The organism is Pedobacter cryophilus (assembly GCF_005116455.1).
Lineage (GTDB): Bacteria > Bacteroidota > Bacteroidia > Sphingobacteriales > Sphingobacteriaceae > Pseudopedobacter > Pseudopedobacter cryophilum.
In genome coordinates this window covers 174,500-200,381 of the sequence record NZ_SWBP01000004.1, presented here as the reverse complement: position 1 = coordinate 200,381, position 25,882 = coordinate 174,500, and the positions used below count along the sequence as shown (strand labels likewise).

The 25,882-nt window shown below is 33.7% G+C and carries 30 protein-coding genes; 23 read left to right on the top strand and 7 right to left on the bottom strand.

Annotated elements, in window-relative coordinates:
- Window positions 1–8 precede the first annotated feature (8 nt).
- The 7 genes from FA046_RS12425 to FA046_RS12400 all read right to left on the bottom strand — a co-directional run bounded on the left by FA046_RS12425 (window position 9) and on the right by FA046_RS12400 (window position 12,510).
- Window positions 9–2,966 (bottom strand): DUF4955 domain-containing protein, encoded by a 2,958-nt coding sequence (locus tag FA046_RS12425; protein ID WP_136826841.1) that lies wholly within the window; start codon window positions 2,964–2,966, stop codon window positions 9–11.
- Window positions 2,967–3,391: 425 nt separating this feature from the next.
- Window positions 3,392–4,939: a DUF4955 domain-containing protein gene (locus FA046_RS12420; protein ID WP_136826840.1), complete on the bottom strand. Its 1,548-nt coding sequence runs from the start codon at window positions 4,937–4,939 to the stop codon at window positions 3,392–3,394.
- 195 nt (window positions 4,940–5,134) lie between these two features.
- Entirely contained in the window at window positions 5,135–9,148 is a 4,014-nt protein-coding gene (locus FA046_RS12415; protein WP_136826839.1) for a hybrid sensor histidine kinase/response regulator transcription factor, read from the bottom strand.
- A gap of 206 nt (window positions 9,149–9,354) precedes the next feature.
- On the bottom strand, window positions 9,355–11,211 hold the full coding sequence (locus FA046_RS12410; RefSeq protein ID WP_136826838.1) for a sialate O-acetylesterase: 1,857 nt from the start codon (window positions 11,209–11,211) through the stop codon (window positions 9,355–9,357).
- Between the two features lie 387 nt (window positions 11,212–11,598).
- Window positions 11,599–11,775 carry a hypothetical protein gene (locus FA046_RS17295; RefSeq protein ID WP_169303365.1) on the bottom strand — a complete coding sequence of 59 codons (177 nt, stop codon included), beginning with the start codon at window positions 11,773–11,775 and terminating at the stop codon, window positions 11,599–11,601.
- Window positions 11,753–12,166: a hypothetical protein gene (locus FA046_RS12405; RefSeq protein WP_136826837.1), complete on the bottom strand. Its 414-nt coding sequence runs from the start codon at window positions 12,164–12,166 to the stop codon at window positions 11,753–11,755. Before FA046_RS12405 ends, FA046_RS17295 begins: the two co-directional genes overlap by 23 nt.
- 2 nt (window positions 12,167–12,168) lie before the next feature.
- On the bottom strand, window positions 12,169–12,510 hold the full coding sequence (locus tag FA046_RS12400) for a hypothetical protein (RefSeq protein ID WP_136826836.1): 342 nt from the start codon (window positions 12,508–12,510) through the stop codon (window positions 12,169–12,171).
- A gap of 152 nt (window positions 12,511–12,662) precedes the next feature.
- Between FA046_RS12400 and FA046_RS12395 the strand changes: the two genes are divergently transcribed.
- The 23 genes from FA046_RS12395 (at window position 12,663) to FA046_RS12290 (ending at window position 25,881) form a co-directional block, all read left to right on the top strand.
- On the top strand, window positions 12,663–12,956 hold the full coding sequence (locus FA046_RS12395; RefSeq protein WP_205943649.1) for a hypothetical protein: 294 nt from the start codon (window positions 12,663–12,665) through the stop codon (window positions 12,954–12,956).
- Between the two features lie 51 nt (window positions 12,957–13,007).
- Window positions 13,008–13,241: a hypothetical protein gene (locus tag FA046_RS12390; RefSeq protein WP_136826835.1), complete on the top strand. Its 234-nt coding sequence runs from the start codon at window positions 13,008–13,010 to the stop codon at window positions 13,239–13,241.
- A 6-nt stretch (window positions 13,242–13,247) separates the two neighbouring features.
- Complete coding sequence (locus tag FA046_RS12385) at window positions 13,248–13,694, top strand: hypothetical protein (RefSeq protein ID WP_136826834.1); 447 nt, start codon at window positions 13,248–13,250, stop codon at window positions 13,692–13,694.
- Window positions 13,682–13,849, top strand: coding sequence for a hypothetical protein (locus tag FA046_RS17290; RefSeq protein ID WP_169303364.1), 168 nt, complete (start codon window positions 13,682–13,684; stop codon window positions 13,847–13,849). Before FA046_RS12385 ends, FA046_RS17290 begins: the two co-directional genes overlap by 13 nt.
- A 217-nt stretch (window positions 13,850–14,066) precedes the next feature.
- Window positions 14,067–14,456: a hypothetical protein gene (locus FA046_RS12380; RefSeq protein ID WP_136826833.1), complete on the top strand. Its 390-nt coding sequence runs from the start codon at window positions 14,067–14,069 to the stop codon at window positions 14,454–14,456.
- Between the two features lie 3 nt (window positions 14,457–14,459).
- Window positions 14,460–14,696 carry a hypothetical protein gene (locus FA046_RS12375; protein WP_136826832.1) on the top strand — a complete coding sequence of 79 codons (237 nt, stop codon included), beginning with the start codon at window positions 14,460–14,462 and terminating at the stop codon, window positions 14,694–14,696.
- A gap of 3 nt (window positions 14,697–14,699) precedes the next feature.
- Entirely contained in the window at window positions 14,700–16,988 is a 2,289-nt protein-coding gene (locus tag FA046_RS12370) for a primase-helicase family protein (protein ID WP_136826831.1), read from the top strand.
- Complete coding sequence (locus FA046_RS12365; protein WP_136826830.1) at window positions 16,985–17,944, top strand: DNA cytosine methyltransferase; 960 nt, start codon at window positions 16,985–16,987, stop codon at window positions 17,942–17,944. Before FA046_RS12370 ends, FA046_RS12365 begins: the two co-directional genes overlap by 4 nt.
- A complete protein-coding gene (locus tag FA046_RS12360) occupies window positions 17,941–18,777 on the top strand; it encodes a CHC2 zinc finger domain-containing protein (RefSeq protein WP_136826829.1) in 837 nt (278 codons plus the stop codon). The genes FA046_RS12365 and FA046_RS12360 overlap by 4 nt, the downstream gene beginning before the upstream one ends.
- Window positions 18,774–19,124, top strand: coding sequence for a hypothetical protein (locus FA046_RS12355; RefSeq protein ID WP_136826828.1), 351 nt, complete (start codon window positions 18,774–18,776; stop codon window positions 19,122–19,124). Before FA046_RS12360 ends, FA046_RS12355 begins: the two co-directional genes overlap by 4 nt.
- A gap of 877 nt (window positions 19,125–20,001) precedes the next feature.
- On the top strand, window positions 20,002–20,334 hold the full coding sequence (locus tag FA046_RS12350; RefSeq protein ID WP_136826827.1) for a hypothetical protein: 333 nt from the start codon (window positions 20,002–20,004) through the stop codon (window positions 20,332–20,334).
- Between the two features lie 4 nt (window positions 20,335–20,338).
- Window positions 20,339–20,530, top strand: coding sequence for a hypothetical protein (locus tag FA046_RS12345; RefSeq protein WP_136826826.1), 192 nt, complete (start codon window positions 20,339–20,341; stop codon window positions 20,528–20,530).
- The gene (locus FA046_RS12340) at window positions 20,530–20,841 is read left to right on the top strand and encodes a hypothetical protein (RefSeq protein WP_136826825.1); all 312 of its coding nucleotides are present in this window, start codon (window positions 20,530–20,532) and stop codon (window positions 20,839–20,841) included. Before FA046_RS12345 ends, FA046_RS12340 begins: the two co-directional genes overlap by 1 nt.
- On the top strand, window positions 20,828–21,427 hold the full coding sequence (locus tag FA046_RS12335) for a hypothetical protein (RefSeq protein ID WP_136826824.1): 600 nt from the start codon (window positions 20,828–20,830) through the stop codon (window positions 21,425–21,427). The genes FA046_RS12340 and FA046_RS12335 overlap by 14 nt, the downstream gene beginning before the upstream one ends.
- Before the next feature lies 1 nt (window position 21,428).
- Complete coding sequence (locus tag FA046_RS12330; RefSeq protein WP_136826823.1) at window positions 21,429–21,740, top strand: hypothetical protein; 312 nt, start codon at window positions 21,429–21,431, stop codon at window positions 21,738–21,740.
- Window positions 21,741–21,923: 183 nt separating this feature from the next.
- Window positions 21,924–22,127 carry a hypothetical protein gene (locus tag FA046_RS12325; protein ID WP_136826822.1) on the top strand — a complete coding sequence of 68 codons (204 nt, stop codon included), beginning with the start codon at window positions 21,924–21,926 and terminating at the stop codon, window positions 22,125–22,127.
- 1 nt (window position 22,128) lies between these two features.
- Window positions 22,129–22,698: a hypothetical protein gene (locus FA046_RS12320; RefSeq protein ID WP_136826821.1), complete on the top strand. Its 570-nt coding sequence runs from the start codon at window positions 22,129–22,131 to the stop codon at window positions 22,696–22,698.
- Window positions 22,698–22,880, top strand: a complete 183-nt coding sequence (locus FA046_RS12315; RefSeq protein ID WP_136826820.1) for a DUF4248 domain-containing protein — start codon at window positions 22,698–22,700, stop codon at window positions 22,878–22,880. The genes FA046_RS12320 and FA046_RS12315 overlap by 1 nt, the downstream gene beginning before the upstream one ends.
- Window positions 22,881–22,907: 27 nt before the next feature.
- On the top strand, window positions 22,908–23,138 hold the full coding sequence (locus tag FA046_RS12310; RefSeq protein WP_136826819.1) for a hypothetical protein: 231 nt from the start codon (window positions 22,908–22,910) through the stop codon (window positions 23,136–23,138).
- A gap of 396 nt (window positions 23,139–23,534) precedes the next feature.
- Entirely contained in the window at window positions 23,535–24,209 is a 675-nt protein-coding gene (locus tag FA046_RS12305; RefSeq protein ID WP_136826818.1) for a hypothetical protein, read from the top strand.
- A 22-nt stretch (window positions 24,210–24,231) separates the two neighbouring features.
- The gene (locus FA046_RS12300) at window positions 24,232–24,618 is read left to right on the top strand and encodes a hypothetical protein (protein ID WP_136826817.1); all 387 of its coding nucleotides are present in this window, start codon (window positions 24,232–24,234) and stop codon (window positions 24,616–24,618) included.
- On the top strand, window positions 24,615–25,019 hold the full coding sequence (locus FA046_RS12295) for a hypothetical protein (protein WP_136826816.1): 405 nt from the start codon (window positions 24,615–24,617) through the stop codon (window positions 25,017–25,019). The genes FA046_RS12300 and FA046_RS12295 overlap by 4 nt, the downstream gene beginning before the upstream one ends.
- Window positions 24,985–25,881: a hypothetical protein gene (locus tag FA046_RS12290; protein WP_136826815.1), complete on the top strand. Its 897-nt coding sequence runs from the start codon at window positions 24,985–24,987 to the stop codon at window positions 25,879–25,881. The genes FA046_RS12295 and FA046_RS12290 overlap by 35 nt, the downstream gene beginning before the upstream one ends.
- The last annotated feature ends 1 nt before the right edge of the window (window position 25,882 follow it).

The following is a 25,882-nucleotide window of genomic DNA, read 5'->3' as shown; positions in this document are numbered from 1 at the left end:
AAATGAGTTTATTTTACAAACTTGAGTTTTTCTATGGTTGTACCATCACTAAATACAGCAATGTAAACACCTTTTTGAAGGCTTATTAAAAGAACTTCAATCTTATTTAAGCCTTCAATTAATTGAACATCTGCGTTAAAAAGTACTCTACCGGTCATATCGTAAACTGCTAATTTTGCAGTACCTTCTTTCTTAGCTAAATAGCTTCCGTAGATGTAATTATTGGCCTCATATAAGGTTAAATCTTTTTCAGCAATTTCTGACCTAACTGATCTGATAATGTCAAAAAGTTCGCTTGTACCATCAAAATCTACTTGTTTTAGTTTATAATAACCTGTTCCTGCATATTTCTCAGGATCGGTATAAGAATAAAACCTTCTTTCTGTAGAATTTCCTGCACCATCAACTTTGGCTATCAAGCTAAAGTTATTGTCGTTTACAGCTCGATAAAGTTCAAAATGTTTATTGTTGCTTTCTGATGCTGTGCTCCAATTTAAACGAGTAGTATTAGCATATCTATAAGCATCAAAAGAAACCAAAGACACTGGAGTTGTATTTTCTACTAAGTAAGTTATCGATGGAGCTTTTAAAGTAATATTACCTGATGAATTGACATTACCATTATTAGAAGCAAATTGAAACGAATTTAAAGGTGAGCCATTGCTTAAAGCGATAGAATTACCTGCACTTAAACCCGCTGCACCATCTACCTCTATAGATCTTGGGAAATCTCCACCCACTTTAACACTATTTACCCATAAGTGAAAAGTATTATTAGGTAAAGTGTAAACAATAGTTCCTTTTGTATAGGTTTTAGAAACTCCCGAGTTATTGCAGTAAACATCCACGTGGTAACTTCCACCTTTTACAAAAGTAGTTGAACTGAGAGTGGTATGAGTAGTTGTGGTACTTGCGTCACTACCCACTCTATATTCTAAATTTATAGCAGTAGAACTTGCCGAAGTGTTTGGAAGAAAACGCATAGCCATAAAAACTTCATCATTACTTCTAAAAACAGAACCACTAAAAGCATGGGTAAATAACTTATTCTTATTATTACCTACTGCAAAAACATAATTACCGGCATCGGCCAAACCAGAAGCGCTAAAATCTATATCGAAAGAAAATTTAGCTACAGGAGTTGCCGAGTTAATATCATATGCCGAATAACGAGATAAAGTACCAGCAGTTGAGGTGTTTATGTTTAAACCTTGAGCACCAGTTAAACTGAACATCATGTTTCCGGAACTTCTGATGTAAACACCTGTATTGGCATTTGTTGCAAGCGGCAAAAAGCCTGTATTGGTACTATTTGTAAGAGATGAAACCCCGGTAGTCCCCACAGTATTGGTAAAAGTACCGGTTTGCGTTCCAAACGAATAACTCCAATCGGTTTTGGTTGCCCAAGGTTCGTTAGGGAATATTTGATTGTTATTTTCTGAAAGTCTTAAGTTAAGTTGCGCTTGATATAAAGATTCTGGATAAACACTTGCACCAATCGCTTCAGAGTTTGGGTGAATTGTACTAGAGGTAAAGGTTGGAGTACCAGAACTTGATTTAAAACCAACAATAATAGGGTTTGGAATTCTTATACTACTCGCACTGACTGAACTAGGCCAAAAAGTAAAATTAGAGGCAGCAGTATTTGTTTGTGTAAAATTCCAGAATATAAAATTTCTTAAATGATTGGGTAAATTTCCAGTAGCTCCCCCTCCTCTATTCGTTAATAAACCGCCAGTTACATTGTCTAATAAGGTATTTCTTGGTTGCGATGCATGGCACTCAAATGAAGTAGTTGAGGGATAAGTAACATTATAAAGTACGGTATTCATAGAAGTTTCTGCTACACCAACCGAATGCCATTGCCCAGCTTTATCTTCTACATTACTAATCAAAACATTGGTAGCTCCGTTGTTTAAGATGGCTTCATGCCCGCCAGTGCCGGTTACTTCGCAATCTTGTACGGTAATATTTCCACCTGATGATATTACTAAAGCTACATTTACATCAGTAAACCTACATCTACGTATCCAGCTATCAAACACTCTCGATAGATTCATCATACTATAGCCAGAATCATCTTGCCAAGACCTATGATGCACAAAGCTAGTTTTCCAATTACCTACAAATGCAATGTCTTCAAATCCAATTTCTGAAATAGCGGCAAATCTACTTACCGACCAATTGTGGGTTGGATTAATAGGATAAGTAATTGGCTCATATAGCGTTAGGGTATTACCACTGATGCTTTTAATTCTATGATAAACTTTTACCTCTACCCCTCTAGTAGTAATGTCCCAACTTGAAGAAGTTGCTTTTGTTCCGATTTCATATGTTAGCAAAGCTGGGTCGGTACTCAGCATAGTCAATATAATTCTATCGCCAACTGCCAAAGCCCCTTTAGAAGTTAAAGTAATATTAAAATCGCCAATGTTTGCAGCGGTGGTAATGGTACCAGCTAAGGCATTAGAACCTGCTGATGTAGTATTAAACATTTTTACTGTAGAATACAGTACATCAGGATCTGTAGGTTGCATGGTTCTAGAAATAAACAATTCGGTACCACCAGGCCCCGATCCACTTCCTCTAAAAACAATATTGCTCCCATTAATAAGAATGGATTGAGTGTCTGAATCTCCCACTTCATTAATTCTAAACCTACCCGGAGGAAAAAAGATAATTCCAGATCCATTTGTTCTAGCTGCTGCAATAGCTGCCTCAATGGCTGCTCGGTCTGATAAATTATCATCAGCTATAGCACCGTAATTAGTCACATTAAAAACTGTATGATTAACGGTTGGAATAGCATCGTTACCATTGTGGTAGCCTACGTATGAAAAATCAGGTAAAATAGAAGTGGTTTTATCTATGTTATAATCTGCGTATAAAGTAGAGTTTATAACTGTTTGAGCTTGTGTAAAAACAACGAAAAATGAAGTGATGCAAAGGAGTAAATATTTTATCATATTGATTATAGAATAAAAACACTTTTGTTAAATCATTAACTACTAACTCTTAAGCGAAGCATATCAAATTAATCTTGATACTAGTTCTAAAACTATGACTTCACATTTTGATTTTTTCTCTACTGCCCACAACTTAAAACAGAATGGCCAAGCACTTAAAAAACAACAAAGATTTAGTTTTCTCAATAATTTATTATTAGCGTTAAATTGGTTTATAAATACTTTGATATGATTTTAAATACCCAAAGGGCAATTTTTAAGTTTCATACCAGTAATTGGTTTATTTTATGATACTAAATTACTAGGGTTTAACACATGTATAGGGTAATTTTGAAGCCCAAAATGGGGTGTTTTTAGTGCAAAACCATTCCACAAAAAAAGCCCCAATTAAATTGAGGCTTTAAAAATTAGAAAGGGATAATCAGTTATTTCAGTTCTTTTAACCAGCTAGGTAATTTACCTAAACGAAAGGTTAACTGTGCCTCATATAAAGAATTAGGCGATACCTTTGAATACGTTACCTCTGATTGATGATGTATTTGATTGCTTTTAAAAGTAGTTGTTCCTGTAAAACCGGCAATTATAGGATCTGGTATGCGCCAAAACCAAGGGTTTGAAGGCCAAAACTCAAAATCTTTTTTTCCTTCATTGGTTTGTTCATAATTCCACATTACCAAATTCTTTAAATGGTTGGGCATGTTTTGTTTAGCACCTCCACCATGTCCGTTCATAAACCCACCTTTAACATTATCTAGTAGAGTATTTCTAGGTTGAGAAGAATGACTTTCGAAACAAGTTGTTGAAGGGTATTCGGCGTTTAATATTACAGTGTTCATAGAAGCATTGGCTACTCCAAAAGAATGCCATTGCGATGCTTTATCCTTAACATTGGCAATTAAAATATTTGTACCACCAGTATTTGAAATAGCCTCGTGACCTGGGTTACCTGTAATCTCGCAACTTAAAAAACTTATGTTTGCCCCTGAATTTACTACTGCCGCGGCACTTAAATCGTTAAATCTGCAATTTTTCATCCAAGAATTAAAAGTGTTGTTAAAAACAAACATGCTCCAACCGCTATCATGCACCCAAGATTGATGATGAACAAAAGGCTCTTGCCAATTCCCAGAGAAAGTAATGTTTTCAAAACCTACTTCTTGTGTAGCATTGTTTACTTTAGAAACTGTCCAACTATGTTTAGGGTGTATGGCGTAGGTAATGGGTTGTACTAAAGTAACTGAGTTACTATTCACACTTTTAACCTGATGATATATTTTTAATTCTACACCTTCTTTGGTTAACGCCCAAGCTGTATCTAATAAACGGTTTGCAACATCATCATCTATTAATGCCTGATCATTGCTGTTCATGCTTAATAGTAACCAATCACCAGCCTTTAAAGATTTTGTTGAACTTAGTTTAATATTGAAATCACCAATATTTGAGCTTTCAGTGATTTTACCTATGGTAATATTTCCAGCTCCCTTACCCACTACAAACATCTTAGGGGTAGTCCACATTTGATTAGGGTTAGCAGGAATTAAAGTATTTTTCATGTAAATCTCTGTTCCTCCCGCTCCTATCCCAGTACCTCTAAAAACTATGTTACTAGCATTTATCTGTATGCTTTTTTTAACATCGCTATCTTCATTAATCAAAAACCTTCCGGCAGGAAATAGAATAATTCCAGAACCGTTAGCTTTAGCAGCAGCAATTGCTGCCTCAATTGCAACTTTGTCTGATACATTATCATTTGCTACTGCACCAAAATCAGTTACGTTAAAAATCTTGTGCTTTACATTGGGAATCGCTAGCTCACCGGTTTTATAACCTGCATAAGAAAAATCTGGTAATACCGATTTAGACTTATCAGCCCTATAGGCTGCAAATAATTTAGATTCTACAGCTTTTTGCGAATAAGCAATTGAAGTAGTCAATAAAAATGCTAAAGACAGCTTAAGTTTTTTATTCATTTAATTTTGATTTATTAGAAACCAAGCAAAAAAGCGGCGTAAAACAGATTATTTTAAATGCTTAGCTAAACTTCATTAATTGGTTTGAATTAATTGGTATTCAAAAGTGCAAATTTGAAGTTTGCCTAGGGAGTAAAAAAAGAGCCTGATAAGGGTAAAATATGGTTCCTTATGTTCGTTTTGATGGAAATAAAATTATTGACTCATTCCATTTTGATATTCTCTGGGTGACTTACCAAACTGTTTTTTGAATGATTTGGTGAAATATTTTGGATCGTTGAATCCAACAGCAAAAGCCACTTCAGAAACATTGAATCCTCCGTTTTCCAAAAGCATGACTGCTTTATTTAATCTAATAGAGCGAACAAAATCAGCAGCGGTCATATTTGTTAAAGAAGATAATTTCTTGTAAAGTACTCGCTTACTCATTCCAACTTCTGTTATCAATTGCTCTACATCAAACTCAGAATCATCCATATGATCTTCTACAATTTTTATGATTCTTTTCAAAAACTTTTCATCGGTGGTGTTTACAATTACATTGCTTGGTTTTAGCATCATTTCTTGACTAAAACGTTCACGCATCGCCATTCTACTTGACATTAAGTTTTTAATATTAAGCTTTAGCATGTACAAGCTAAAAGGTTTTGTTAAATAAACATCAGCACCGTTTTCTAAGCCTGCCAATTGATGAACCATTGTGGTTCTTGCAGTAAGCAGTATTATTGGGATATGACTAGTTCTTTCATCAGATTTAAGTATTTTACATATCTCCAAACCATCTTTACCTGGCATTTTAACATCGCTAATAATTAAATCTGGCAAAGTTTCAAAGGCTTTTTCTAAACCTTCTGTTCCGTCTTTTGCGGTTTCTACTTTATAGGTTTTTTGAAGTGAGTTTTTAATAAATTCTCTGATCTCATCATTATCCTCAATCACCAAAATTTGTGTTTCGGTTTGCTCTTGTTCATCATCAACTGATGGATCATCTAATAAGTCAAAATCATCTACTAACCTGTAGTTTCCTTGTTCCTTACCTCGCTTTAAATTAATTTTATCAAAATGCTGATTTCCCTTTAATAAACTTACACTAAAAACGGTGTAGCCATTGGCCCCATTTTCTGCCAACTTACTGGTAAAGCTAATTATTCCTTTATGCAGCTCTATAATGCTTTTAGAAAATGCCAAGCCAATACCACTTCCAGGCATTTCTGCTTGTTTAAGACTCGACTGAAAAAACCTCCTGTAAAGGTTTTTATGGTCAGTTTCTGGAATACCACAACCATTATCTGAAACTTCTACAATACAATGAGAGGCCGTTTCTTTTACTTCAACGTTTATCACCCCTCCTTCTGGAGTAAATTTAAAGGCGTTAGACAATAAATTAAAGAATACCTTTTCTAATTGATTCCTATCAAAATAAATATTCAACTCTTCTACTTGATGATTAAACTTGAATGTTATATTTTTCTTATTGGCTAGAATGTTAAAAGACTGGCATATATCATTTAAGAAATCTATAATATTCTGATTTTGTACTTCTAAATCTAATTTACCTGTTTCGGCCTTTCTAAAATCCATCAACTCATTCACTAATCTTAACAGCCTATCGGTGTTATTTTTAACTTGAATTAATGACTCTTTTTGTTGCTTATCTTGATTTTGATTTAAAATAAGCTCTTCTACAGGTGCTTTTATTAAGGTTAACGGCGTTCTAATTTCATGAGAAATATTGGTAAAGAAATCAAGCTTAAGCTGATGAATCTCCTCTTCTTGTTTAAGTATGGTTTTAATTTTGATGTATCTCACAATTAAAACAGCAACTATAAAACCTACCGAAAGGTAAATTAAATAGGCCCACCATGATATCCAAGGCGGACTCAAAACTTTAATATCTAAGGCTTTAACGCTAGTTGTCCAAACACCATTATTATTGGCCGCCTTTACCAAAAATTTATATTTACCAGGTAGCAAATTAGCATAAGTAGCAAAAGAATTGGTGCCATATTGCCAATCCTTATCAAAGCCTTCTAATTTATAAGCATATCTATTTTTATCAGATTGTATGTAATTAAGTGCCGCAAATTCTAGGGTAAAACTATTTTGATCATAATCAAAAACTAACTCTTTGGTAAAAGCTATACTTTGTTTAAGCAAATTGTCTTCATCGTTTATTTTAACAGTTTTATTAAAAAGTTTTAAATCTGTTAATAATACCGCAGGAGCAAATAAATTTTCTTTGATATCATTAGGATTAAAGCTCACCAAACCTTTGTAATTTCCAAAAAGCAATTCTCCGTTTCTTAATTTTAAGCAGGAGGCTCTGTTAAATTCATTACCAGGTAAACCATCTTTTTGATCGTAATTATTAAATACTTCTTTAGCTACATCAAACTTAGATAAACCGTTGCTTGTACTTAACCAAAGCATCCCGTTATTATCTTCTAAAACAGCTAATACATCATTACTAGGCAATCCTTGATTGGTATTGTAGGTTTTAAAAGTTTGCTTCTTATAATCAAACTTCGTGATTCCACCTTGATAGTTGGCTATCCAAATTTGCTTTTTAGAATCTTCAAAAAAATAATTAATTCTGTAATTGGTTAAATTTGCCTTAGAAAAATATGGGATATGCTTAAATTGGCTGGTATTTGCTTCTAAAACAAACAATCCTAAGTTATTGGAAACGAATAAATTTTTTCGAGAATCTTCAAACAAATTCATCACAAAACCACCCTTAATCTTAAACTCTCTTTCAATAACATCGCTCCTTTTAAACTTGCCAGCCTCTGGGTAAAACAAGTTTAAACCTTCTTCTGTACCTATCCAAAACCGCTTTTTACTGTCTTGTAAAATAGAATAAATGTTATTGGCCTCAATGGTTGTATTGTCTTTAGGGTTGGTTTTAAAACTGGTAAATGTTTGGTTTTTTGGGTTAAAAAGGTTGAGCCCTCCTTTATAAGTGGCTACCCAAAATCTGCCTTTATCATCTTTAATGATACCCTTAACGTGATTATAAGAAAGTGAATTGGGATTGTTTACAGAATTTCTGAATACACTAATTTTATTAAGCTTTTTATCTAGATGATTTAAACCCGAGTTTTCTGTACCTACCCAAACATCATTAAACTCATCTTGATAAATAGTGCTGATGACGTTGATGTTAAGACTTTTGGGATTATCACCAGCAGATAAAACTTTAAAAGGTGTGGAAGCTTGATGAACAACGTTAATTCCGCCAAAGTAAGTACCTATCCAAATAGAACCATTTATATCTTCAAAAACATCATAAATAGAATTATGGTTTAGGCTATTGATATCAGACGGAACGTTTTTATAGGTTTTTACTTTAAAAGTTTGAGGATTTACAACAGATAAACCAGTTTGAGTGCCTACCCATAAATCGCCAGATTTGGTATTAATAATTTTAAAAACATCATTGCTAGCAAGGCTTTCAGAAGTATTAACATCTTGATTTAGTTTTTTAATAACTGTGCTAGATTTTGGATTAAAAACAAGTATTCCTTTACCAATAGTGCCTAACCACAAATTCTGATTAGCATCTTGAATAATAGTGCTAACATTTACACCATTTACTACCTTTATACGAACAGCTTTTCCACTATCAATGCAAAACAATCCTTTATTAGAGCCTATCCATAATTTATTGTCTTTATCTTGAAATATGCAGTTAATAGCTAATCCAACATTATTTTTAAGTAATGGGAAAGATTTAAAAGTATAATTCTTATTCCCATTAGAATAAATTAATCCGGTTTCAGTTCCTAACCATATTTTCCCATTTTGCTCCTGATAAAAGCATTTTAAGCCTTCTGCCTTTAAAACTCTATCAAAATTATCTAATTGTTGATTATAGGTATCTAATCCTGCGAAAGATAGTACCCAAATTTTTTGGTTAACTCCTTTATATACTTTTATCCTATTGTCTGATGATAAACTTTTATTATTATCAGGACTGAAATGATAGATCTTAAAATTTTTACCATCGTACTTGTTAAGACCATAACTACAGCCAAACCAAATAAAGCCTGTTTGGTCTTGTGTGATTGATAAAACAGAACTGCTAGAAAGCCCTTCTTCTACACTTAGATGATTAAATTTAATTTGATTTTGAGCAAATAGGGATGCAATACCAATGACTTGATAAATGATAAAAGCACTAAAAATTATAGCTTTTTTAAACTGCATTAGGAATTAAAAATTGGTCAATTTTGTTCAAACATATTGAATTATATAAGAACTATCAAATTTTAAAATTAGAGTCTAAAAGCTATTCTTAGTTGTAGTTTATTGAAACTAATAAAAGCAACTTGCTCAACTTCTAATGAGGTTTAAGCAAAAAGTGAAATGATAAAAAAGATACTAGAAAACGAATAAATTTAAGATTTTGAGGTTTAATATTCCCAATTATCTGTTCTAAATGGAGCAGCAGGTAGGCCCGCATTATTGTACAGATACGCAGAAGGATTAGCCTCCCAATTGTATCGAACAGCAATAGGCTTAACTATTTCACTTTCCAACTTCACTTTGTTTTTAAAGATAACTGCATTTGCTTTCACAAACTTTTGATCTTCGCCAGCCACCATAAAAGCGCCACCTAAACCCTTTCCTCCTACAGAAAGTCCAGCTGCATTTGAAAACTCTAACCATAAAGCACCATTTTTTAGGTAAGTTTTTTTCAAGATCGGCCCATCAGCAATAACCTTATCTTTGTAAGTGTATTTAGCCGCAGCATTATAAAGTCTTTCTCCAATTGGTAATTTATTTTTTGGATGCAAATCATTAGGGTCGCCAACATCAATGGTGGTTACCAAAAAGGTGTTTTTATTATTTTTAGCAATATTAGCCTGAGCCTCTCTTAATCTCACCCAAGCCATTCCTCCTTCTTCGTAATTTGGCAATTGCACTATAAAAAATGGAATATCGCCTTGCCCCCATCTGTTTCGCCAGTCTTTAATCATCAATTGAATTAATCTAGCGTATTGATTTGCTTTTCCTGCATTACTTTCTCCTTGATACCACAACATCCCCTTAATCCCATAAGTTGCAATAGGTGCGATCATCGCATTAAAAATTGCGGTTGGATTTCTATGATAAGAGTTTGCTGGTCTTAATTCAGGTTCTACTGATGCGTTATATTTCCATTCGCCCAATAAAGAAATTTCTTCACCCGAATTCAGATTTTTAATCACAGGCTTTTGATTGCTGTCGCCTACTCTACCATAACTCCATTCAGACAACCAACGAATAGCAATCACATTTTCTCCCTTCTTTAAAACCGTTTTAGGGATGGTATAAATTCTCTCTTGCTCTTTATCTACTTCACCCACCAAAACTCCATTTACATAAGTTCTGTCTCGCATTTTTATTTCTCCTAAACAGATTTCATAATCGTTTTTTGGTTCATCATTAAGATAAAACACTTTTCTAAGCCAAATTAACCTGTAACCAGGAAGCTTTAATTTAGCAGCAGTTATAGGAAAATTAGCCTTTTTCCAATGTTTATCAATGTATTTTAATTGATGAAAACCTGAATCTAAACCATTACTTGCCGTTTTCACCAGTTCATTATACTGGATAGAGATTTCCTTTTCTTGTTCTTGCAATTCGGCCCAGTTTTCTCTCTCATTCTGTAATAAGTCTATTTGCTTTTTAAATATAGAATCGGTGGACAACATATCTTTACTCAACCAAGATTCTGCCGGCGAACCACTGTAAGAAGAATGAATAATACCTACAGCAACTTGTTTTTCTTGATGTAGTTTACGGGCAAAAAAGTAGGCTACAGCCGAGAATTTCTCTACCGTTTGCGGACTACATACCACCCAACCTTTAGTTTTAGCTTTATCTAATGGATAGCTACTCACTGATGGCTCTATGGTTAGCATCCTAATCATTGGATAATTAGCTTCATCAGCTACTTCTTTATAGTTTAAAATAGGCCTATCAATACTAAAATTCATATTAGATTGTCCAGATGCAAGCCATACCTCCCCAAACATTACGTTTTCAACGGTGATCTTCTCAGCAGCTTCAATCGTTAATGTATAAGGCCCTCCAGCCTTAAAAACAGGTAATTTAACAAGCCATTTTCCTTCATCATCTGATTTAGTTGTTACAGTTTTGTTATTGATTTTAATTTCTATAATCTGATTTTTAGCTGCATAACCCCATAATGGACACGAAATTCCTTGCTGTAGAACCATACCATCATTAAACAAATTTGCTAAGGCTAAATTTTGAGCATACAAGCGGCTAATGCTTATTGTAAATAAGATGAATGTTAAAAAATTGTAGTTTAAATTTTAATTGTAGAGCAAAATAAGACCCTTATTGGGGTAAAAACATGTCATTATAGAGGTTATTAACAACGTTGTCTGATTAAACACCCTTTATATTATTTATATGTTAGTTGAACCAGTTTGGTAGTATTGATAGCGTCTTAACTTAAAAGCTCTATTTAAAAAAAATTAAGAAACATTTTAGCCAAAAGTTCCATTCAACAAAATCTTGAAACATTTAAAAAACAAAAAACCGCTTCCATATTTAATGAAAGCGGTTTTTAATTGTACCCAGCGCCGTAAAATATCAAACTATATATTCAATTAACTATCAGCTAGTTAATTGAATATGAAAAATTAATTAGGAAACATTTCTTCTAAATCACCTTCTATTTTCTTTAAAAGCTCATCACCGGTAATACGATCTATGGAGGCTATATTGTTAACCAAATCCCTATACATATCTTTAAAAACGCCCGGGCCTTGTTGTGCTTCAATAGCATCTAATTTTTTATTGAGTTGTAACTGATCCATTGCTTTCTTTCTTTTCTAGTTCGTACTTAACCCTATCAGGCGTAGCTGTATAAATGTTTCCGGTAATAAAATCTACAATTAGCCAAATACCACCCGTAACAATATCTAATGCTACCATGCCTATCTGTACTTTTCTATTAATTTTAATTTCGGTGTTTTGGTACCCATCAGCTTTTATAGTAATAATAGAACCATTTTTTAAAGCTGCTTTTGGAATTTGAACCGTTTCTGGAGCTGTTTTTTCATACTTACCATTAACAAATATTTTTGCACCTTCCGGCGTTCCGTTTGGAATGCGAACTCCAGTTTTATTTCCGGTGAAAATTGTTGCACAACTTTGAGTTAATAATGTCCCTGCAATTAGGATTGGTAGAATGTAATTTCTTTTCATATTTATTTATTTTTTAAAAGTTTAATAATTTCTTCTTTATCCGTAATCTGTTGTTTTAAATATTCGTTTTCAATCTTATATTTCGCTTCGCTTTCGCTAACAATTGAATTGCTGATTTGACTGTTATAATTACCTTTTATTTTTTGAGTATTATTTACATCAAAGAATAAGCTAACAGGTACATTTAATATTTCTGCCATTTTTTTTATATCACTATACTTTAAAGTTTCATTAGATAAGGAAAGTCTAAAACCAGCGTAGGTTTTTTCCATTTCTAAAGCCAACCAACTAAGCGGTTTATCCTGCTGCTTTAAAATCTCATCAATAATTTTCTTTAAGTCCATGTATAAAATAATTTAATTGATTATCAATGATTTATGATTTTATTATATAATTTATTATATATTTATTTGGTTCGTATTATATAAAATATTTATAATTGCATATAAAATATTATATAACAATTTAAAATATTAGTAAAACTATAAAAAATTTTATGAAAAGTTATAAATACCGCATCAATGAAATGATGGAAAATTTACCCATCAAATTGCACAGAAAAGCATCTGTAATAATTCCTAAAAAAATAAATGTAAGTCCGGCCACTTTTTCAAATTATAGAAATATCCAGTTAAACGATATTCAAGATATCCCTTATGAAAAAGTAATCATGCTAGAGAAAATGTTTTCACTAGAAAGCGGCGGGCTACAAAATTTTAAGATTGAAACGCCTTCAATCCAAACTCTTTTAAATGAAGACGAGAGTAAAAATACATTAGTCGCTCCTTAAACTGTAACAATTTAGTATACAATATACTTTACAATTTAACCCCTAAAAAAAATGGAAAATCAAGAAATTAAAAAAGTTCAAACATGGTTAGAAAGAGATTTAAACCATAAACCAATTATTACAAAAAATAAAGCGGTACTCAGGTACAAAAATGCAGGCCCTCACATTAGAAAAATAACTATAGAGGTAAATGTAAATTCTATACATAGCCATAAAGAAGCTTTAGAAGCTTTAAAAAATGCGATGCAACATTTCTTAGTAAATGAATCAGACAATTTAATTTAATAAGCTATGCACAACCTAACAGTCCCAGAATGGAATTTAGACAGTAACCTGCTATTCCGTTCTATCTGCATCAAAGAAATTAAAGAGGCGCAAAACAAAAAGCCTTTCGCCCAAACAGGTTTTGATTTTATGGAACTGGAAACCAAAATTTCATTTTTCACCAAAGGAAAAGCTAATGCCGAAAAGCATATTGATTCTTTTCTTAAAAGCCCCGATTATTCTATTGAACCATTTTTACAAATGATGCCAACCTACACCAAGCACATGACAGAAGAAGAACATGCCGCCCTACAAAACCGCTATTACCTTACCATTAAGAAAATAGCCGATTTAGAAAGCATCATTAAAAAAACCTTATGCCCGGTAAAATTGGCGCTTTTTAATACCGATATGCGATTACTGATTACCGAAAAAGAAAATGTTTATCAAACTATTATAGAATGGAAACACTAACTATTAAACAGCAATTGGAAATGTTTACTAATGCAAAAAACGCCTTAGAGCAAATACCAGAAATACATAGAAGTAGATTTCATTCAGATTATTTAATGGAGTTAAAAATGAGAGTTAACGAATTAAATGAGTGCTTAAAAAGAATAACATCATGACAAATAAAGAAAAATTTTTAGCTGGACATATATTTGAAATTCCCAGTTCTTTTTGTACGCTAGCTCGTTACAATCATGAGATTGATTGTTTGTGTACTAAAAATGAGGAATATCTTGGGATATTAACAATCAGAAAAACAACTTTTACTACGTCTATACGATTTTTTAGAAGAATAAATGTATCAGTAAAATTCGATGATCTAAAATTCATAGAATCATGAGCAACAAAAAAATAAAATTCTGCCATAACTGGAATTTAAAATTGATCTGCAAAAATTGGTCTACAATCAGGTTAAAAGACGAAGTGAAATTTCAATTAAACCACGCTTACGATATTGAAATTAACGATGAAATTTTTGGCGAATGCGTTTGTGTTTATATAAAGCACTTTAAATTTTCCGACATATCAGAACCTTTGTTTCGCTTAGATATGGGTTTAAATCAAACGGACGGGCGTAAAATGCTCAAACATTTATATGCTGATAAAAACATCGACATAGAAAACTCAATCTTCTCTTATATGCTTTTTGAGTGGCGGCCACAATATTTAGACATTAAGCAAATCAACATTGAACCAGGTATTCAACAAATTTTAAAAGCCTCTTAATTTATGTGCAAAACTACCAACCATAAAAAAAAATATACCATTGGCGAACATCTTAAAAAAGCCCCGGGATCATACTCTGAAAATCAGTATAAAATGTGTTTAGCTACCGGCGTAACGCTTCGCACATTAGAAAAATACATAAACCTGCCATACGGAAGCGGTAAAAGCATGAGTTCAGACCTTTTCTTTAATGTTGTTGAGTACCTAAAAATTAACCAAAACGAGCTTTTAACCCCTTAGAACATGACTACAAAAGAAAATGAATCTTCGGAAAAACCGCAGATAATGGAAAGCTATTTTCAAACCCGTTTAAATTCTTTGGGTATTACTCCAAAATTAAGCTTTGGTAAAAATCCATACTTCAAAGAAACCAAAACCGGAAACATAGAAATTCAATATCCTACCCTAAACCAAGATATTGCGATGACTAAAACCCGGATGAACCCGGAAGCCGGAAAAGATTACAATTATTTTCAATCTCAAAAAGGTAATTTCTTATTTTTTCCTCCAAACGTTTTAAAAGCATACACCGATAAAACACCAATTGAAACGCTTTATATTACAATTGGCGAATTTAAAGCCGTTTCAGCAGATGTTAACGGTTTACATTGCATAGGTATATCAAACAAATATGCTTTTGCCCAGGGCGAAGAATTACACCCGGATTTAGTTCAAATTATTGAAGAATTAGAGGTCCAAAATATTACTTTAATCCTAGATGCAGATCTATTTTCTTTAACATGGGATTTTGAAGAAGAACCCGACAAAGATTTAGCCCAAAACCTATATTCTTATTTCAATGCAATTTCAAAATTTAGGCTTTTAGCCAAAGAAAAGGTTAAATCTGTTTATTTATCGGTAATACGTGAAAGGCTTTTAAATAATGATGTTAAAGGATTAGACGATTTATTCAATTATAAAAAAGGAACTGAAGAACAAATAATAGAAGATTTAAACCGCTTAACAACTGCCAAATCTTATTTTGAAACTATCAATTTAAGTATCGAAAATCTATCAAAAATCAAATCATTTCTTCATATCAATTTTTTAAAAGGTGTACCGGCAGATTTTTACAGTAAATACCGCTATTTAATAGAAGAAAAAGAATTTACATTTCTTAGAGGTAAATACAAATGGGATAAAGTACACGAGGGTTTAATGCTTACCAAACATGCTGATAGTGATAATTATATGCGTGTGGGATGCGATTTTTTGAGAATTATTTACGTTCCAAATTCTAAAGGCGTTTTAATGCGAAAATTAGAAGGCTGGAAAAGTGGAGAAATTCAAAGAGATTATGTAATAGGTTTAGGCATCAAGAATTTTTTTAATACCATACCAAAATATTTTTCATTTTGTAATGTTCCCGAAAATAAAACCGAGCTATACAAACAAGAAATTGAAAATTGCTATAACCTTTATTATCCATTAGATCACAAGCTAGAAGTAGGTGAATTTCCAAAAACCGAAGCTTTTTTAAAGCATATTTTTGGAGAAGCAATTTTATCTAGTGGTTTTACAAATTATCAACTGGCTTTAGATTGGTTAACTATTATTTACCAGGAACCAACGCAAAAACTACCGGCCATTTGTTTAGTTTCAAAAGAGAAAAACACCGGTAAATCTACTTTCCTTTTTTGGCTTAGAGATATTTATAAGGAAAACGCCACCATTGTAGGTAATAACGATTTTAACGACACTTTTAATGATGATTATATTTCTAAGTTAATTATTGGTGTTGATGAATCCTTTATCGATAAAAAATTGATAATGGAAACCATAAAATCACGTATTACGGATGAAGTTGCAAAAATTAGAGGTTTATATTCTGGCCGCCGAGAAATTCCATTTGTCGCCAAATTTGTAATGACTTCTAACAATGAGAGCAATTTTATTCAGATAGATGATGACGAAAACCGCTTTTGGATTAACCGAGTAAACCCGTACAAACCAGGTACAGAAAACCCACTATTAAGGCAAGAACTGATAAAAGAAATTCCCGCTTTTTTAAACTACCTAAAAAACCGTAAAGTTTTACACCCCTTTAAAAACCGACTTTATTTTGCGCCGGATTTATTGGTTAACGATGCTTTAAAGAAAGTACGCCAAAGCTCGCAAGATTGGCTTGAGAAAGAAATTAGAATGATTTTTAAAGACAAGTTTTACGAGTATAGGTTTCACACGCTTTATTATACTAGTTCAGAAATACTAGATATTTTAAACGGAGGTGCAGCCGGATACAAGTTTAGAAGGGCCGCCGTTTCTGAAAGGCTAGAAGACACTTTTAAAATGCGAAATGATAAGGATATACGAGTTTCTCAACCCTCAAAAGAAGAAAGCCCAGTAACGGGGTTTGATTGTATTGCACACAATTTCGAGCCAAAAAGGGGGCGTTTATACACCTTTAAAATAGAAGATTTTTACACCTGGCAGCACATAGAACAGTATTTCAACTATTGCACAATTGAAGAAATTAAAAAGTTTAGAGTTAATAATAATAAAACAGAAAGTTTGGAGGCTTTGGATATATGAAACATGGTTCTCTATTTTCCGGAATTGGAGGTTTTGATTTAGCAGCTCAAGAAATGGGTTGGGAAAATGTATTTCATTGTGAGTGGAACAAGTTTGGACAAAAGATTTTAAAATATTACTGGCCTAATGCAATAAGTTATGATGACATCAAAAAAACAGATTTCTCTATTCACCGAGGAACAATTGACATTCTTACCGGAGGTTTCCCTTGCCAGCCTTACAGCGTTGCCGGAAAGCGAAAAGGTAAAGAAGATGAGCGCCATTTATGGCCAGAGATGCTTAGAGCAATACGAGAAATTCAACCAACCTACGTTGTGGGCGAAAACGTTGGCGGCCTTGTTAGTTGGAACGGGGGATTGGTTTTCAATGAGGTGCAAACTAACCTGGAAACTGAAGGGTACGAAGTACAAGCGTTTATACTTCCAGCTTGTGCCAAAAATGCACCTCACAGACGAGATAGAATATGGTTTGTTGCCTACTCCGACAGTAATGCAAGGAGGTGCAGAATTAGTGAGTGGAAAACAGAAGATCAGGCCGAGTGGAAAAACTTACACTTCCTCTTTACAGGACCTAGCGATGAGCCGACTTTTACCAACTCCAACAGCTACAGAAGCGGAGAAGGGCAGCAAATCAGATCATCAAAACTCTATTACAAGAATGGTGAAAAGAAACGAGTTTTATCTAACACCTGCAGCTCAAGACGGGAACAATTCAAAACTTCCAAAATCTCAAATAAACAGAGATACAGTACCAGGTTATTTAATGAGGAATGGGCAAACTTCCCAACTCAATCCCCGGTTTGTAATGGAAATGATGGGATTTCCTCCCAATTGGACGGAATTACCTTTTCTAAGTGGAGAAACGAATCTATTAAAGGCGGAGGAAATGCAATAGTTCCTCAGGTTGCATTTGAAATATTTAAAGCAATTTCTAAACTTGAAAATTTAAACCAATGATAAACCCCGAAATCATCACCCAAGTAAAAGAAAAATCCATTTCGGAATATTTAAAAAGCCGAAATGTAACACAAGATTTAAAACGAAGCACAAGTAAAAATTCTTTCTTTAATAGCCCCTTTACCGATGATAGAACAGCTTCATTAATTGTAAACGAGAATAAGAACACGTTTTTTGATTACTCATACCAAAAAGGCGGTGATATTATCATGCTAGTGCAGGAATTAGAAAGAGTTGATTTTCACACCGCAATAGAAAAGCTTTCCGGTTTAAGTTTAGCCCAGGTAAAAACCAAAGAAGAAACCCAAAACGATTTAATTATTGATTCAATTTCAGAACTTAAAAATTTGCACCTGGAGGACTATTTGCATTATGAGCGAAAAATAAACGTAGCCCTTTGTTTTCAATACCTAAACGAAGTACATTTTCATTTTAGCAACAATCCAAATAAAAAGCAATACGCCGTAGGTTTTAAAAATGATAAAGGCGGTTTTGATTTAAGAAGTAGTTATTCAAAAATAGCAACCGCCCCTAAATGGTACACCACTATAAACCCAGGGCATAGCAGCGTTTCAGTTTTTGAGGGCTTTATGGATTTTCTTTCCGCCGTTACCTATTGGGGCAAACAGCCAACAAACACCGCAATAATTTTAAACGGGTCCGCAATGATTCCCTTTGTTGATTTTAGCCCCTACACCGAATGTTTTTTCTTTGGTGATAATGACAAAGGCGGAAACAAAACAATTGCACAAATGCCCGATAAAACGAAAGATTGCAGGTACATTTTTAAAGGTTACGGAGATTTTAACGATTTTTTAGTACAGAGGGTATGAACTCAAATAAACCACAAAAGCGTCAAGCGGAGACGAAAACCCCGCCTATTGGTAATGTGCTGAATTGTGCAGATTTATTGTCCGCACAATTCAGCGATTGCTTACAAAAAATGTTTGATGAATTAGGTAAAACGGTATTCGACAAACGAATAGTTCGAAAAATTATCAGGGCATATTATGTGATGGTTGATTTAAAAGGCGGTATTCCATTAAATAAAATTACTCAAGATAGATTGAATGTTTTTCATTCTGTTGTCTGGGGATATATGCTAAATAATGATGAAGATGAAACCACTAAAAAATTATGGCAAGTTGTCGATGATGCACTGTATGAAATTTGCACATAACATAAAAACTTACGCTGGATGCCCTCATACGTTTTGCAAGTTGGCATCTTGCGTAAGTTGACTGTTATCGGAACGTTTCATTTTGCGCCCTTCAGCGAAAATGAAATTTCCGAAATGTGCGAGGGGAATTTTTATGAATACACACCAAAAGCCCACTAATCCCGGGCTTTTCTTTTTTAAAGCTAATCTTATTCCCATTTAGGGCTTAAGGGCAAAGCAGAGCCGCCCAGGCTTTGTAAATCATTTGCGCTATTAGCCAATACGCAAATTTAACCACCCAGGCGCAAATCATTTACAATGCACAAACTCCCCTTTAGGGGTTGGGGGTTAATTGTTCGGCCTTTTCAGCCGAACGCCTTATTCTACTCATTTCAGGAAATATCAGATTATTTGCGGCGGCTATATACCTATTTATTAGGGGTGTAATATCCCAAATTAGAACTTAAAAATAGGAATTAAAAACCATTCCCACAAGCTTTAAACGCCGTTTTTACTCAACTTTTTTGAGTTGAGTACCTGCACTTTTTCGCCCTTTCAGGAGGGAGAGACCGAAAAATTTTTCCAGCTTTTAAAGAAAAAAGAAGCGGATTTTTTTATAAAAAACTTTTTTTTATAAATATTTTGTGGCATTGTGGCTTTTATCTTTTTCTTTTATACTATAACTTAAAATAATTAACATAGTGTAACTAAAAATCAAGCAGTTAACACAAAAAAATAAATGCCACAAAATTTGCCACAAAATAAATTTCAATTGTGGCAAAACTTCTTATTCTGTGGCAGTAATATAAAATCTTTCGGAAACATCTTTCGGTAAAATCTATTGAATATCAAGTAATTAAGGTTCATATTTGGTACTTCAAACAAGGTATTATTTTAAATGACTGATAACGAAATTTTAGGCCCATCGGAAGAAAAGCCCTTAATAGAAGCGGAAACCCCAACGCAACCGGACGGCTTAATTGGTGCCCCGGTTGCTCCACTTCAACCCGTAAAACCCCGAAACCAACATTTAAAAGCCGAAAACCCAAAAAATAAACAGTTTACCGGCCGATCTACCGAAGCCGAATTTGAGAAAATAAATAAAGCCATTGCCGCCCGTAAAAAACAGCTTGGATTAGCCGAAAACAGCAATTATGATATTGTTCGCCTTGCGCTTGATCTCCTAAAACATATTGAAAACGATTTTTTAAGCTCATTTAAAACAAAGTAATAAGATGAATAGATTTCAAATAAGAGATAAAGTAGATACCGTTTTCGGTGTTGGCATATTTACCGGGATGTATAGATCATACGGAAACGTTGGTAATATAACATTAGACACACCTTTTCACGATGGCCGTAAAAATGTTTCTATAGATATGAAAACAGTTGTTCCTATTAAAAAACGCTCTCAATTTAGTAAGTAATGGAAGGACAAGAAGAAAAAACAGAACTACAAGGTACTGAAGAAACAATTTTTACTCCAATAATAGACGAAAACGTATTAATTAATCGTGAAAACCTAAAAGCATTAATCCAACAAAACGCCGATCTGAAAAATGAAGTTGGGCAACTGGTAGGTGTTTTTAAAACGTTTTCGGGCTTGTTTTCGGGTAAAATTAACATGCTTAAGCTCCCAGGCATCATCATGAGTTTAACTAAGGATGAAAAAACATTAGATCAGTTTAAACACGTGTTACCCATTATAGAAAAATACGCTCCAGATGGCAAAGATTAAAAAAATAGAGGTTCAACAGCCCGAAACCATAGATATAGCTAATATTCTATCTCAAGAAGTTGAAGTAGGTTCAACACAACCGGTATTTGATTTTCCAGATACAGAAAATCCAGATCCCGAATTTGATTTTCCAGATAAAGTTATTGATGAAAACGAGGTTACCGAAAAAGGCACTCCAATTGATGACACCGAATACAGTCAGGAAACATTATATCTAAACCCTAGAGATACCGCCGAATCTATAGTTGGATGCTTAGACGGCTTGCAATCATTCGGGATCCCTATGCTTTTAAAATCAAAACTGTTTACCGCTAAAGAATCAGAAATTTTAGATAGTATAGATACCACCGGTGCAACCCTTTACCACGAAAACAGCCCCGAAAAGAAGCTTTTAAACCGCTATTTAAAATACCTAACTGTAGTTGATAAAATACCATTTACAAGTGATGAAACCCGCCGTTTGGTAGATGGAACAACTAGATATGTAAAGGTTACAAATATGAAAATGACACCGTTAACAGGGTTATTATTAGCTTTTGGAGATGTAACCGCAAAAAGATTTACACTTTTTAACTCAATAGATTAAAATGAAACAAGGCCTTTTGTTAGCTATAATTTACATTTCTTTTGGTATGGTAGTAGCATTTGGTTACTATTTTGCAAGTAGGTTGAAAATCATTTTTCCTGATGATGATAATTTAGATGCTTATGGTAGCTTAGAAAAGAAAATCACCTACACAATAACAAATCCAGACCAAGAAAACAGCGTCCCAAAGCCTTTTTCTTTTATGAGGCCTAAATACCCGTTTAGGTTTATGAATAGCTGCTCCAGAATCAAAAAAAGTAACCGCTTAAGGTTTTCTAAGAAAGCTAAATTAAAACGCCGTAAACAATGCTAATATCCTTTTACCTGCTCATTAACATATTGCTTATAGTAAACACTTTTATGTTGTTTAAAATAAATAACGATAACAGAAATAGGCATCAAGATTTAAAAGAGTATTTACACCTCATTAGTATTAACATAAGCAACAGATTTAGAGCCATATTAAACGTTTTCAAATATTTAAATCACAGTAATAATGGAAAATCAAAAGACAGCAACAAAGGAGCCTAAAAAAGTAGAAATAATTTTTGGTAAGGAATACTGTTTTCAAGGTTCTTTAACCGGATCGGAATTGGAAACGGTTAAAAATAATTGGAAAAACGCCGGGCATTCTGTAATGATGAAGCCTAAAAATTCTAATAATTTATATGTAAGCAGGTTTAAAACCCGTAATTATTAAAATGGCTGGTAGAGATATTCATCATACTACCATAATGGTTGCCAGTAAAGCCACCGGTAAAAGTACAGAGCTTTGCCGTATCGCTTTAAAATACCCAAAAGCATCAAAGGTGCTAATTATTGATGTAAACGGTTCGGCGGCTTATAATTGCATTAAAGAGATTCAATTAAAAGATCTTAAATACCTTACAAATGGCAGGGTTAAAATAGTAGGTACACCTGATGAAGAAACATTAGAATTTATTGCGAAAACGTTTAGAAACGGATTAGTAATTTTTGAAGATTGCACCAAATATATTAATAGCAACCTATCAAAAGGGGTTAAAACCTTTTTAACAGATCATAGAATGATGGGTTGCGATTTAATATTCACCTTCCATAGTATTAGACGTATTCCAAGGCAGTTTTGGGAAATGACCAGTTATGTAATTATTGGTAAAACACATGAGGTTTTTGAAGATGGAGCAAACAAAAACCGCATTCCAAACTACGAAAACGTATTAAAAGCATGGAAAAACGTAATGGCTAACCCAAGCCCATACTATAAAGAAACCGTAGAAACATTTGTTTAATGAGTAAGGAGGTTAAAATTATGGCTTATACTTTAAAAGAACTCTATACAATGTACGGGGTATCTAGGAAAACATTTAAAAAATGGCTTTTACCTTTTAGCAATTTACAAAACAGCAACGGCCGCACATTTACGCCTCACCAGGTAGAACAAATTTTTAACCAATTAGGTAAACCCGAGTAATAATTTAACCGAAAACAAATAAATAAAATGGAAGATACTTTACAAATTAACATTCAGGTTACTATTAAAGACGCTAGAAAAGCAATTTTAATGATTAGTGATGAAATAAAAACAGATGAGGAACTAATAAAAATATTCTCTCCTGATAAAAAATTAAATATTCGTGATCATGTGGATGAAAAAGAGTCTTTTCAAGTAAGTTTAAGTTTGATATGTCTTGCGTATGCAGATCATCTAAAATTAACCGAAAACAAATAAAACATTTAAACCCACACATCCCCCAGCCCTGCCGTTGTGAAACGCCGGGGCTTTTTTTGTACCTCAAATTCTTTCCTTTTAAAGCTATTAACGTCTAATTGTTACCGTTAACGTCACTAAACGTCCAAAAGCGGAACCCTGTTTTCGTAGTTGATACACATTTGATCCATTAATCAACTAAAAAAAATTGAAAACTCATGTTTAAGTACATCGATCAAAAGCAATTAGTCACTATAGTAGCCGCAGCGGTTATCGTATTCTTTTTGAATAAGTGGCTAACCAAAAAAGTAACCAATGCAGACGGTACAGTTTCTAACTATGTCGGTCATGATTCAATCGGTCACTTCTAATCAAAATCCCTAAAAAATCAAATTAGTAACCATTCACAAAAACGTCATGAACAACAGACAGTTAAAATCAGTAAAAGAATTAGAAGCAGAAGCCCGTCATTTATCAAATTACGATGGTGGCATGGTACGCTTTGAAGAAGATCAAGATGATTTGATGCACTTTTCAGGTAGCGCAACAAGTTTTTCACAAGCATTAAGAAACCTTAGACCCTACATTGTTACCATCACCAACAATGCAATTGCCGCCCGTACTGCTTTATTATGCCCTGGCTTAATAGCAAACAAACCCGGTTTAATTGCAGACGGTGCATTTAATGATGTTAACGGCGATGCAGGTTTAACAGCAAGCTCTGGTAGCACCGGAACAATTGCTTTGTTTAACGCATACATCCAAAAGAAACCAACGTTAATTTCTGGCTTTAAATTAACCTCAAGCAATTTGCCGCAATTAGATCAGTCAATGATCATAAAAAGCGAATCACCGTTTGAGGGTAAAGGAGAAAAAGTAATTTCTACAGGTACTTACGCCTCTGAAATGAACAACAACGAAAAGATTTTGACCATCACCGAAGAGTTTTACATGGATGATGAAACCAGAATTGCGTACCCAATATTACCAGGTGCAACGGTGTCATTTATTTTCTTCATCGGCGCAAGCGTAAACCAAGCAAAAGGATTGCGTAAAAAAGCTGCAAAAGCAAAAGCTTCTTTAGGAATGTAACCCAAACCATGTAACAAACCACATGGAAAATATAAAAACACTAACTGAGCAACACCCGAATAGTGTTGCTCAGTTGTTTAAAGCTTACGGTTTTGGCATGGAGCCTACAGCCCGCAACTTAAACCTGCTTTTGCAAGTTTACGGAAACCAAGCTTTGCCGGTATCTAACTACACTACCGTTGAGGTAAAAGGAACTAATAAGCCTAAACTTTTTGACATTATAAACGGTGGAATTGATACACTAGATAGGACTTTAAAGGTATTAAACCCTAAAAAAGCCATGGCTTTAGGTACAGGTAAACCAGATTTAGAATCAGATAGAATTTTAGGAATTAATAAAACGCTATTTCTTACCCTATCGGGATTTGTTGTGCTTACTTTTTTAATTGTTCTTTTTAAAAGCAAATGATAAACGGAATTACAGAGGTGGTACATGTGCCAGATTTAGGTAAAACACCTGCATCGGTAAACAGAAAAACCGGGGTAATGTATATCAGCTTAAAGCACACTAAAAAAATGCCGTTTGAGCATATTTTGTTTATGATGTTGCATGAGAATGCTCATGTAGTGTTGCAAACAACAGATGAAGTACTAGCAGACGAGAAAGCATTTAAAGATTACGCCGATTTAGGTTATTCTTTAAACGCCTCTATAAAAGCACTTACACAAGTGCTAAATGAGAAAAACAAAGATCACGCCTGGCGAATGTATTTACAGCTTGAAAGAGCAAAAGCTTACGATCTTAAAAAAAATGGTAATACCAAATTTTTAACAAATGAAAACCGATCAAATTATAACCTCACTAGATAACGCAAGCATGTTTAAAACAGGCCCTACCGCTATGGACTTAGTGATACAAGGCCCGTCTACACCTGCTTTTAACGTTCCAGATTTAAGCGATAATAATTCTGTTAATATTGCCGCATCATCACCGGTAAGTAATGCTATTGCGGCTTACAATCCTTATGATGATGACGAAGAATACATTTCTAACTACGATTTAGAAGATTTAGAAGATGAAATTTTTGATTCGGGATTACCAAAAACAAACCCTAATTTTTTCAGAAAAAAAACCAATACAAAACCGCTTTTTCCAATAGACCAAAACGGTATTGTAGATGGTAAATACTTTGGCCAACCGGGTACCTATTTCCAAAAAGTAGATAACTATACCGGCCAAGTTGGGATGATGTATTTCAATGAAATATTTCCTGATGAATTGGACGAATATAACATGAGTAACTTATTTGGCGGTAAAAATAAAGCCAAAAGAGTAGCTAAAAGAGAGCAACGTCAATCTGATCGTAGAGTCAGAAAACAAGCTAAAGTAGATCGTAAAAATAAAAGGGTAGAGATTAGAGGCTACAAAGCCGAAACTAAGCGCATAGGGGTTGAAAATGGAGAGCCTTCTATTCTGGATAAAGTGCTAGATACCGCAAAAGGTTTTATTGGTGGTAACGATAATAATTTGACAGATGAAGCCGGTTATGATGAAGGTAATTATCAAACAGAGGGCGCAACAGACCAAAACGGTAATTTTTTATCAGTTGATAAAAACTTTCAACCTCAAACTAAAACCGCCGGCATTTTTGGGAGTAACCCAGTTGTAGCTATTTTAATTATGTTGGCCCTATTTGGAGGCGTAGTTTATTTTATTAAAACCCAAAAATAAG

Coding starts and splice junctions, on each gene's coding strand:
- FA046_RS12425 (WP_136826841.1), bottom strand. CDS start 2,966: ATGATAAAATATTTACTCCTTTGCATCACTTCATTTTTCGTTGTTTTT.
- FA046_RS12420 (WP_136826840.1), bottom strand. CDS start 4,939: ATGAATAAAAAACTTAAGCTGTCTTTAGCATTTTTATTGACTACTTCA.
- FA046_RS12415 (WP_136826839.1), bottom strand. CDS start 9,148: ATGCAGTTTAAAAAAGCTATAATTTTTAGTGCTTTTATCATTTATCAA.
- FA046_RS17295 (WP_169303365.1), bottom strand. CDS start 11,775: ATGGATCAGTTACAACTCAATAAAAAATTAGATGCTATTGAAGCACAA.
- FA046_RS12405 (WP_136826837.1), bottom strand. CDS start 12,166: ATGAAAAGAAATTACATTCTACCAATCCTAATTGCAGGGACATTATTA.
- FA046_RS12400 (WP_136826836.1), bottom strand. CDS start 12,510: ATGGACTTAAAGAAAATTATTGATGAGATTTTAAAGCAGCAGGATAAA.
- FA046_RS12395 (WP_205943649.1), top strand. CDS start 12,663: ATGAAAAGTTATAAATACCGCATCAATGAAATGATGGAAAATTTACCC.
- FA046_RS12390 (WP_136826835.1), top strand. CDS start 13,008: ATGGAAAATCAAGAAATTAAAAAAGTTCAAACATGGTTAGAAAGAGAT.
- FA046_RS12385 (WP_136826834.1), top strand. CDS start 13,248: ATGCACAACCTAACAGTCCCAGAATGGAATTTAGACAGTAACCTGCTA.
- FA046_RS17290 (WP_169303364.1), top strand. CDS start 13,682: ATGGAAACACTAACTATTAAACAGCAATTGGAAATGTTTACTAATGCA.
- FA046_RS12380 (WP_136826833.1), top strand. CDS start 14,067: ATGAGCAACAAAAAAATAAAATTCTGCCATAACTGGAATTTAAAATTG.
- FA046_RS12375 (WP_136826832.1), top strand. CDS start 14,460: ATGTGCAAAACTACCAACCATAAAAAAAAATATACCATTGGCGAACAT.
- FA046_RS12370 (WP_136826831.1), top strand. CDS start 14,700: ATGACTACAAAAGAAAATGAATCTTCGGAAAAACCGCAGATAATGGAA.
- FA046_RS12365 (WP_136826830.1), top strand. CDS start 16,985: ATGAAACATGGTTCTCTATTTTCCGGAATTGGAGGTTTTGATTTAGCA.
- FA046_RS12360 (WP_136826829.1), top strand. CDS start 17,941: ATGATAAACCCCGAAATCATCACCCAAGTAAAAGAAAAATCCATTTCG.
- FA046_RS12355 (WP_136826828.1), top strand. CDS start 18,774: ATGAACTCAAATAAACCACAAAAGCGTCAAGCGGAGACGAAAACCCCG.
- FA046_RS12350 (WP_136826827.1), top strand. CDS start 20,002: ATGACTGATAACGAAATTTTAGGCCCATCGGAAGAAAAGCCCTTAATA.
- FA046_RS12345 (WP_136826826.1), top strand. CDS start 20,339: ATGAATAGATTTCAAATAAGAGATAAAGTAGATACCGTTTTCGGTGTT.
- FA046_RS12340 (WP_136826825.1), top strand. CDS start 20,530: ATGGAAGGACAAGAAGAAAAAACAGAACTACAAGGTACTGAAGAAACA.
- FA046_RS12335 (WP_136826824.1), top strand. CDS start 20,828: ATGGCAAAGATTAAAAAAATAGAGGTTCAACAGCCCGAAACCATAGAT.
- FA046_RS12330 (WP_136826823.1), top strand. CDS start 21,429: ATGAAACAAGGCCTTTTGTTAGCTATAATTTACATTTCTTTTGGTATG.
- FA046_RS12325 (WP_136826822.1), top strand. CDS start 21,924: ATGGAAAATCAAAAGACAGCAACAAAGGAGCCTAAAAAAGTAGAAATA.
- FA046_RS12320 (WP_136826821.1), top strand. CDS start 22,129: ATGGCTGGTAGAGATATTCATCATACTACCATAATGGTTGCCAGTAAA.
- FA046_RS12315 (WP_136826820.1), top strand. CDS start 22,698: ATGAGTAAGGAGGTTAAAATTATGGCTTATACTTTAAAAGAACTCTAT.
- FA046_RS12310 (WP_136826819.1), top strand. CDS start 22,908: ATGGAAGATACTTTACAAATTAACATTCAGGTTACTATTAAAGACGCT.
- FA046_RS12305 (WP_136826818.1), top strand. CDS start 23,535: ATGAACAACAGACAGTTAAAATCAGTAAAAGAATTAGAAGCAGAAGCC.
- FA046_RS12300 (WP_136826817.1), top strand. CDS start 24,232: ATGGAAAATATAAAAACACTAACTGAGCAACACCCGAATAGTGTTGCT.
- FA046_RS12295 (WP_136826816.1), top strand. CDS start 24,615: ATGATAAACGGAATTACAGAGGTGGTACATGTGCCAGATTTAGGTAAA.
- FA046_RS12290 (WP_136826815.1), top strand. CDS start 24,985: ATGAAAACCGATCAAATTATAACCTCACTAGATAACGCAAGCATGTTT.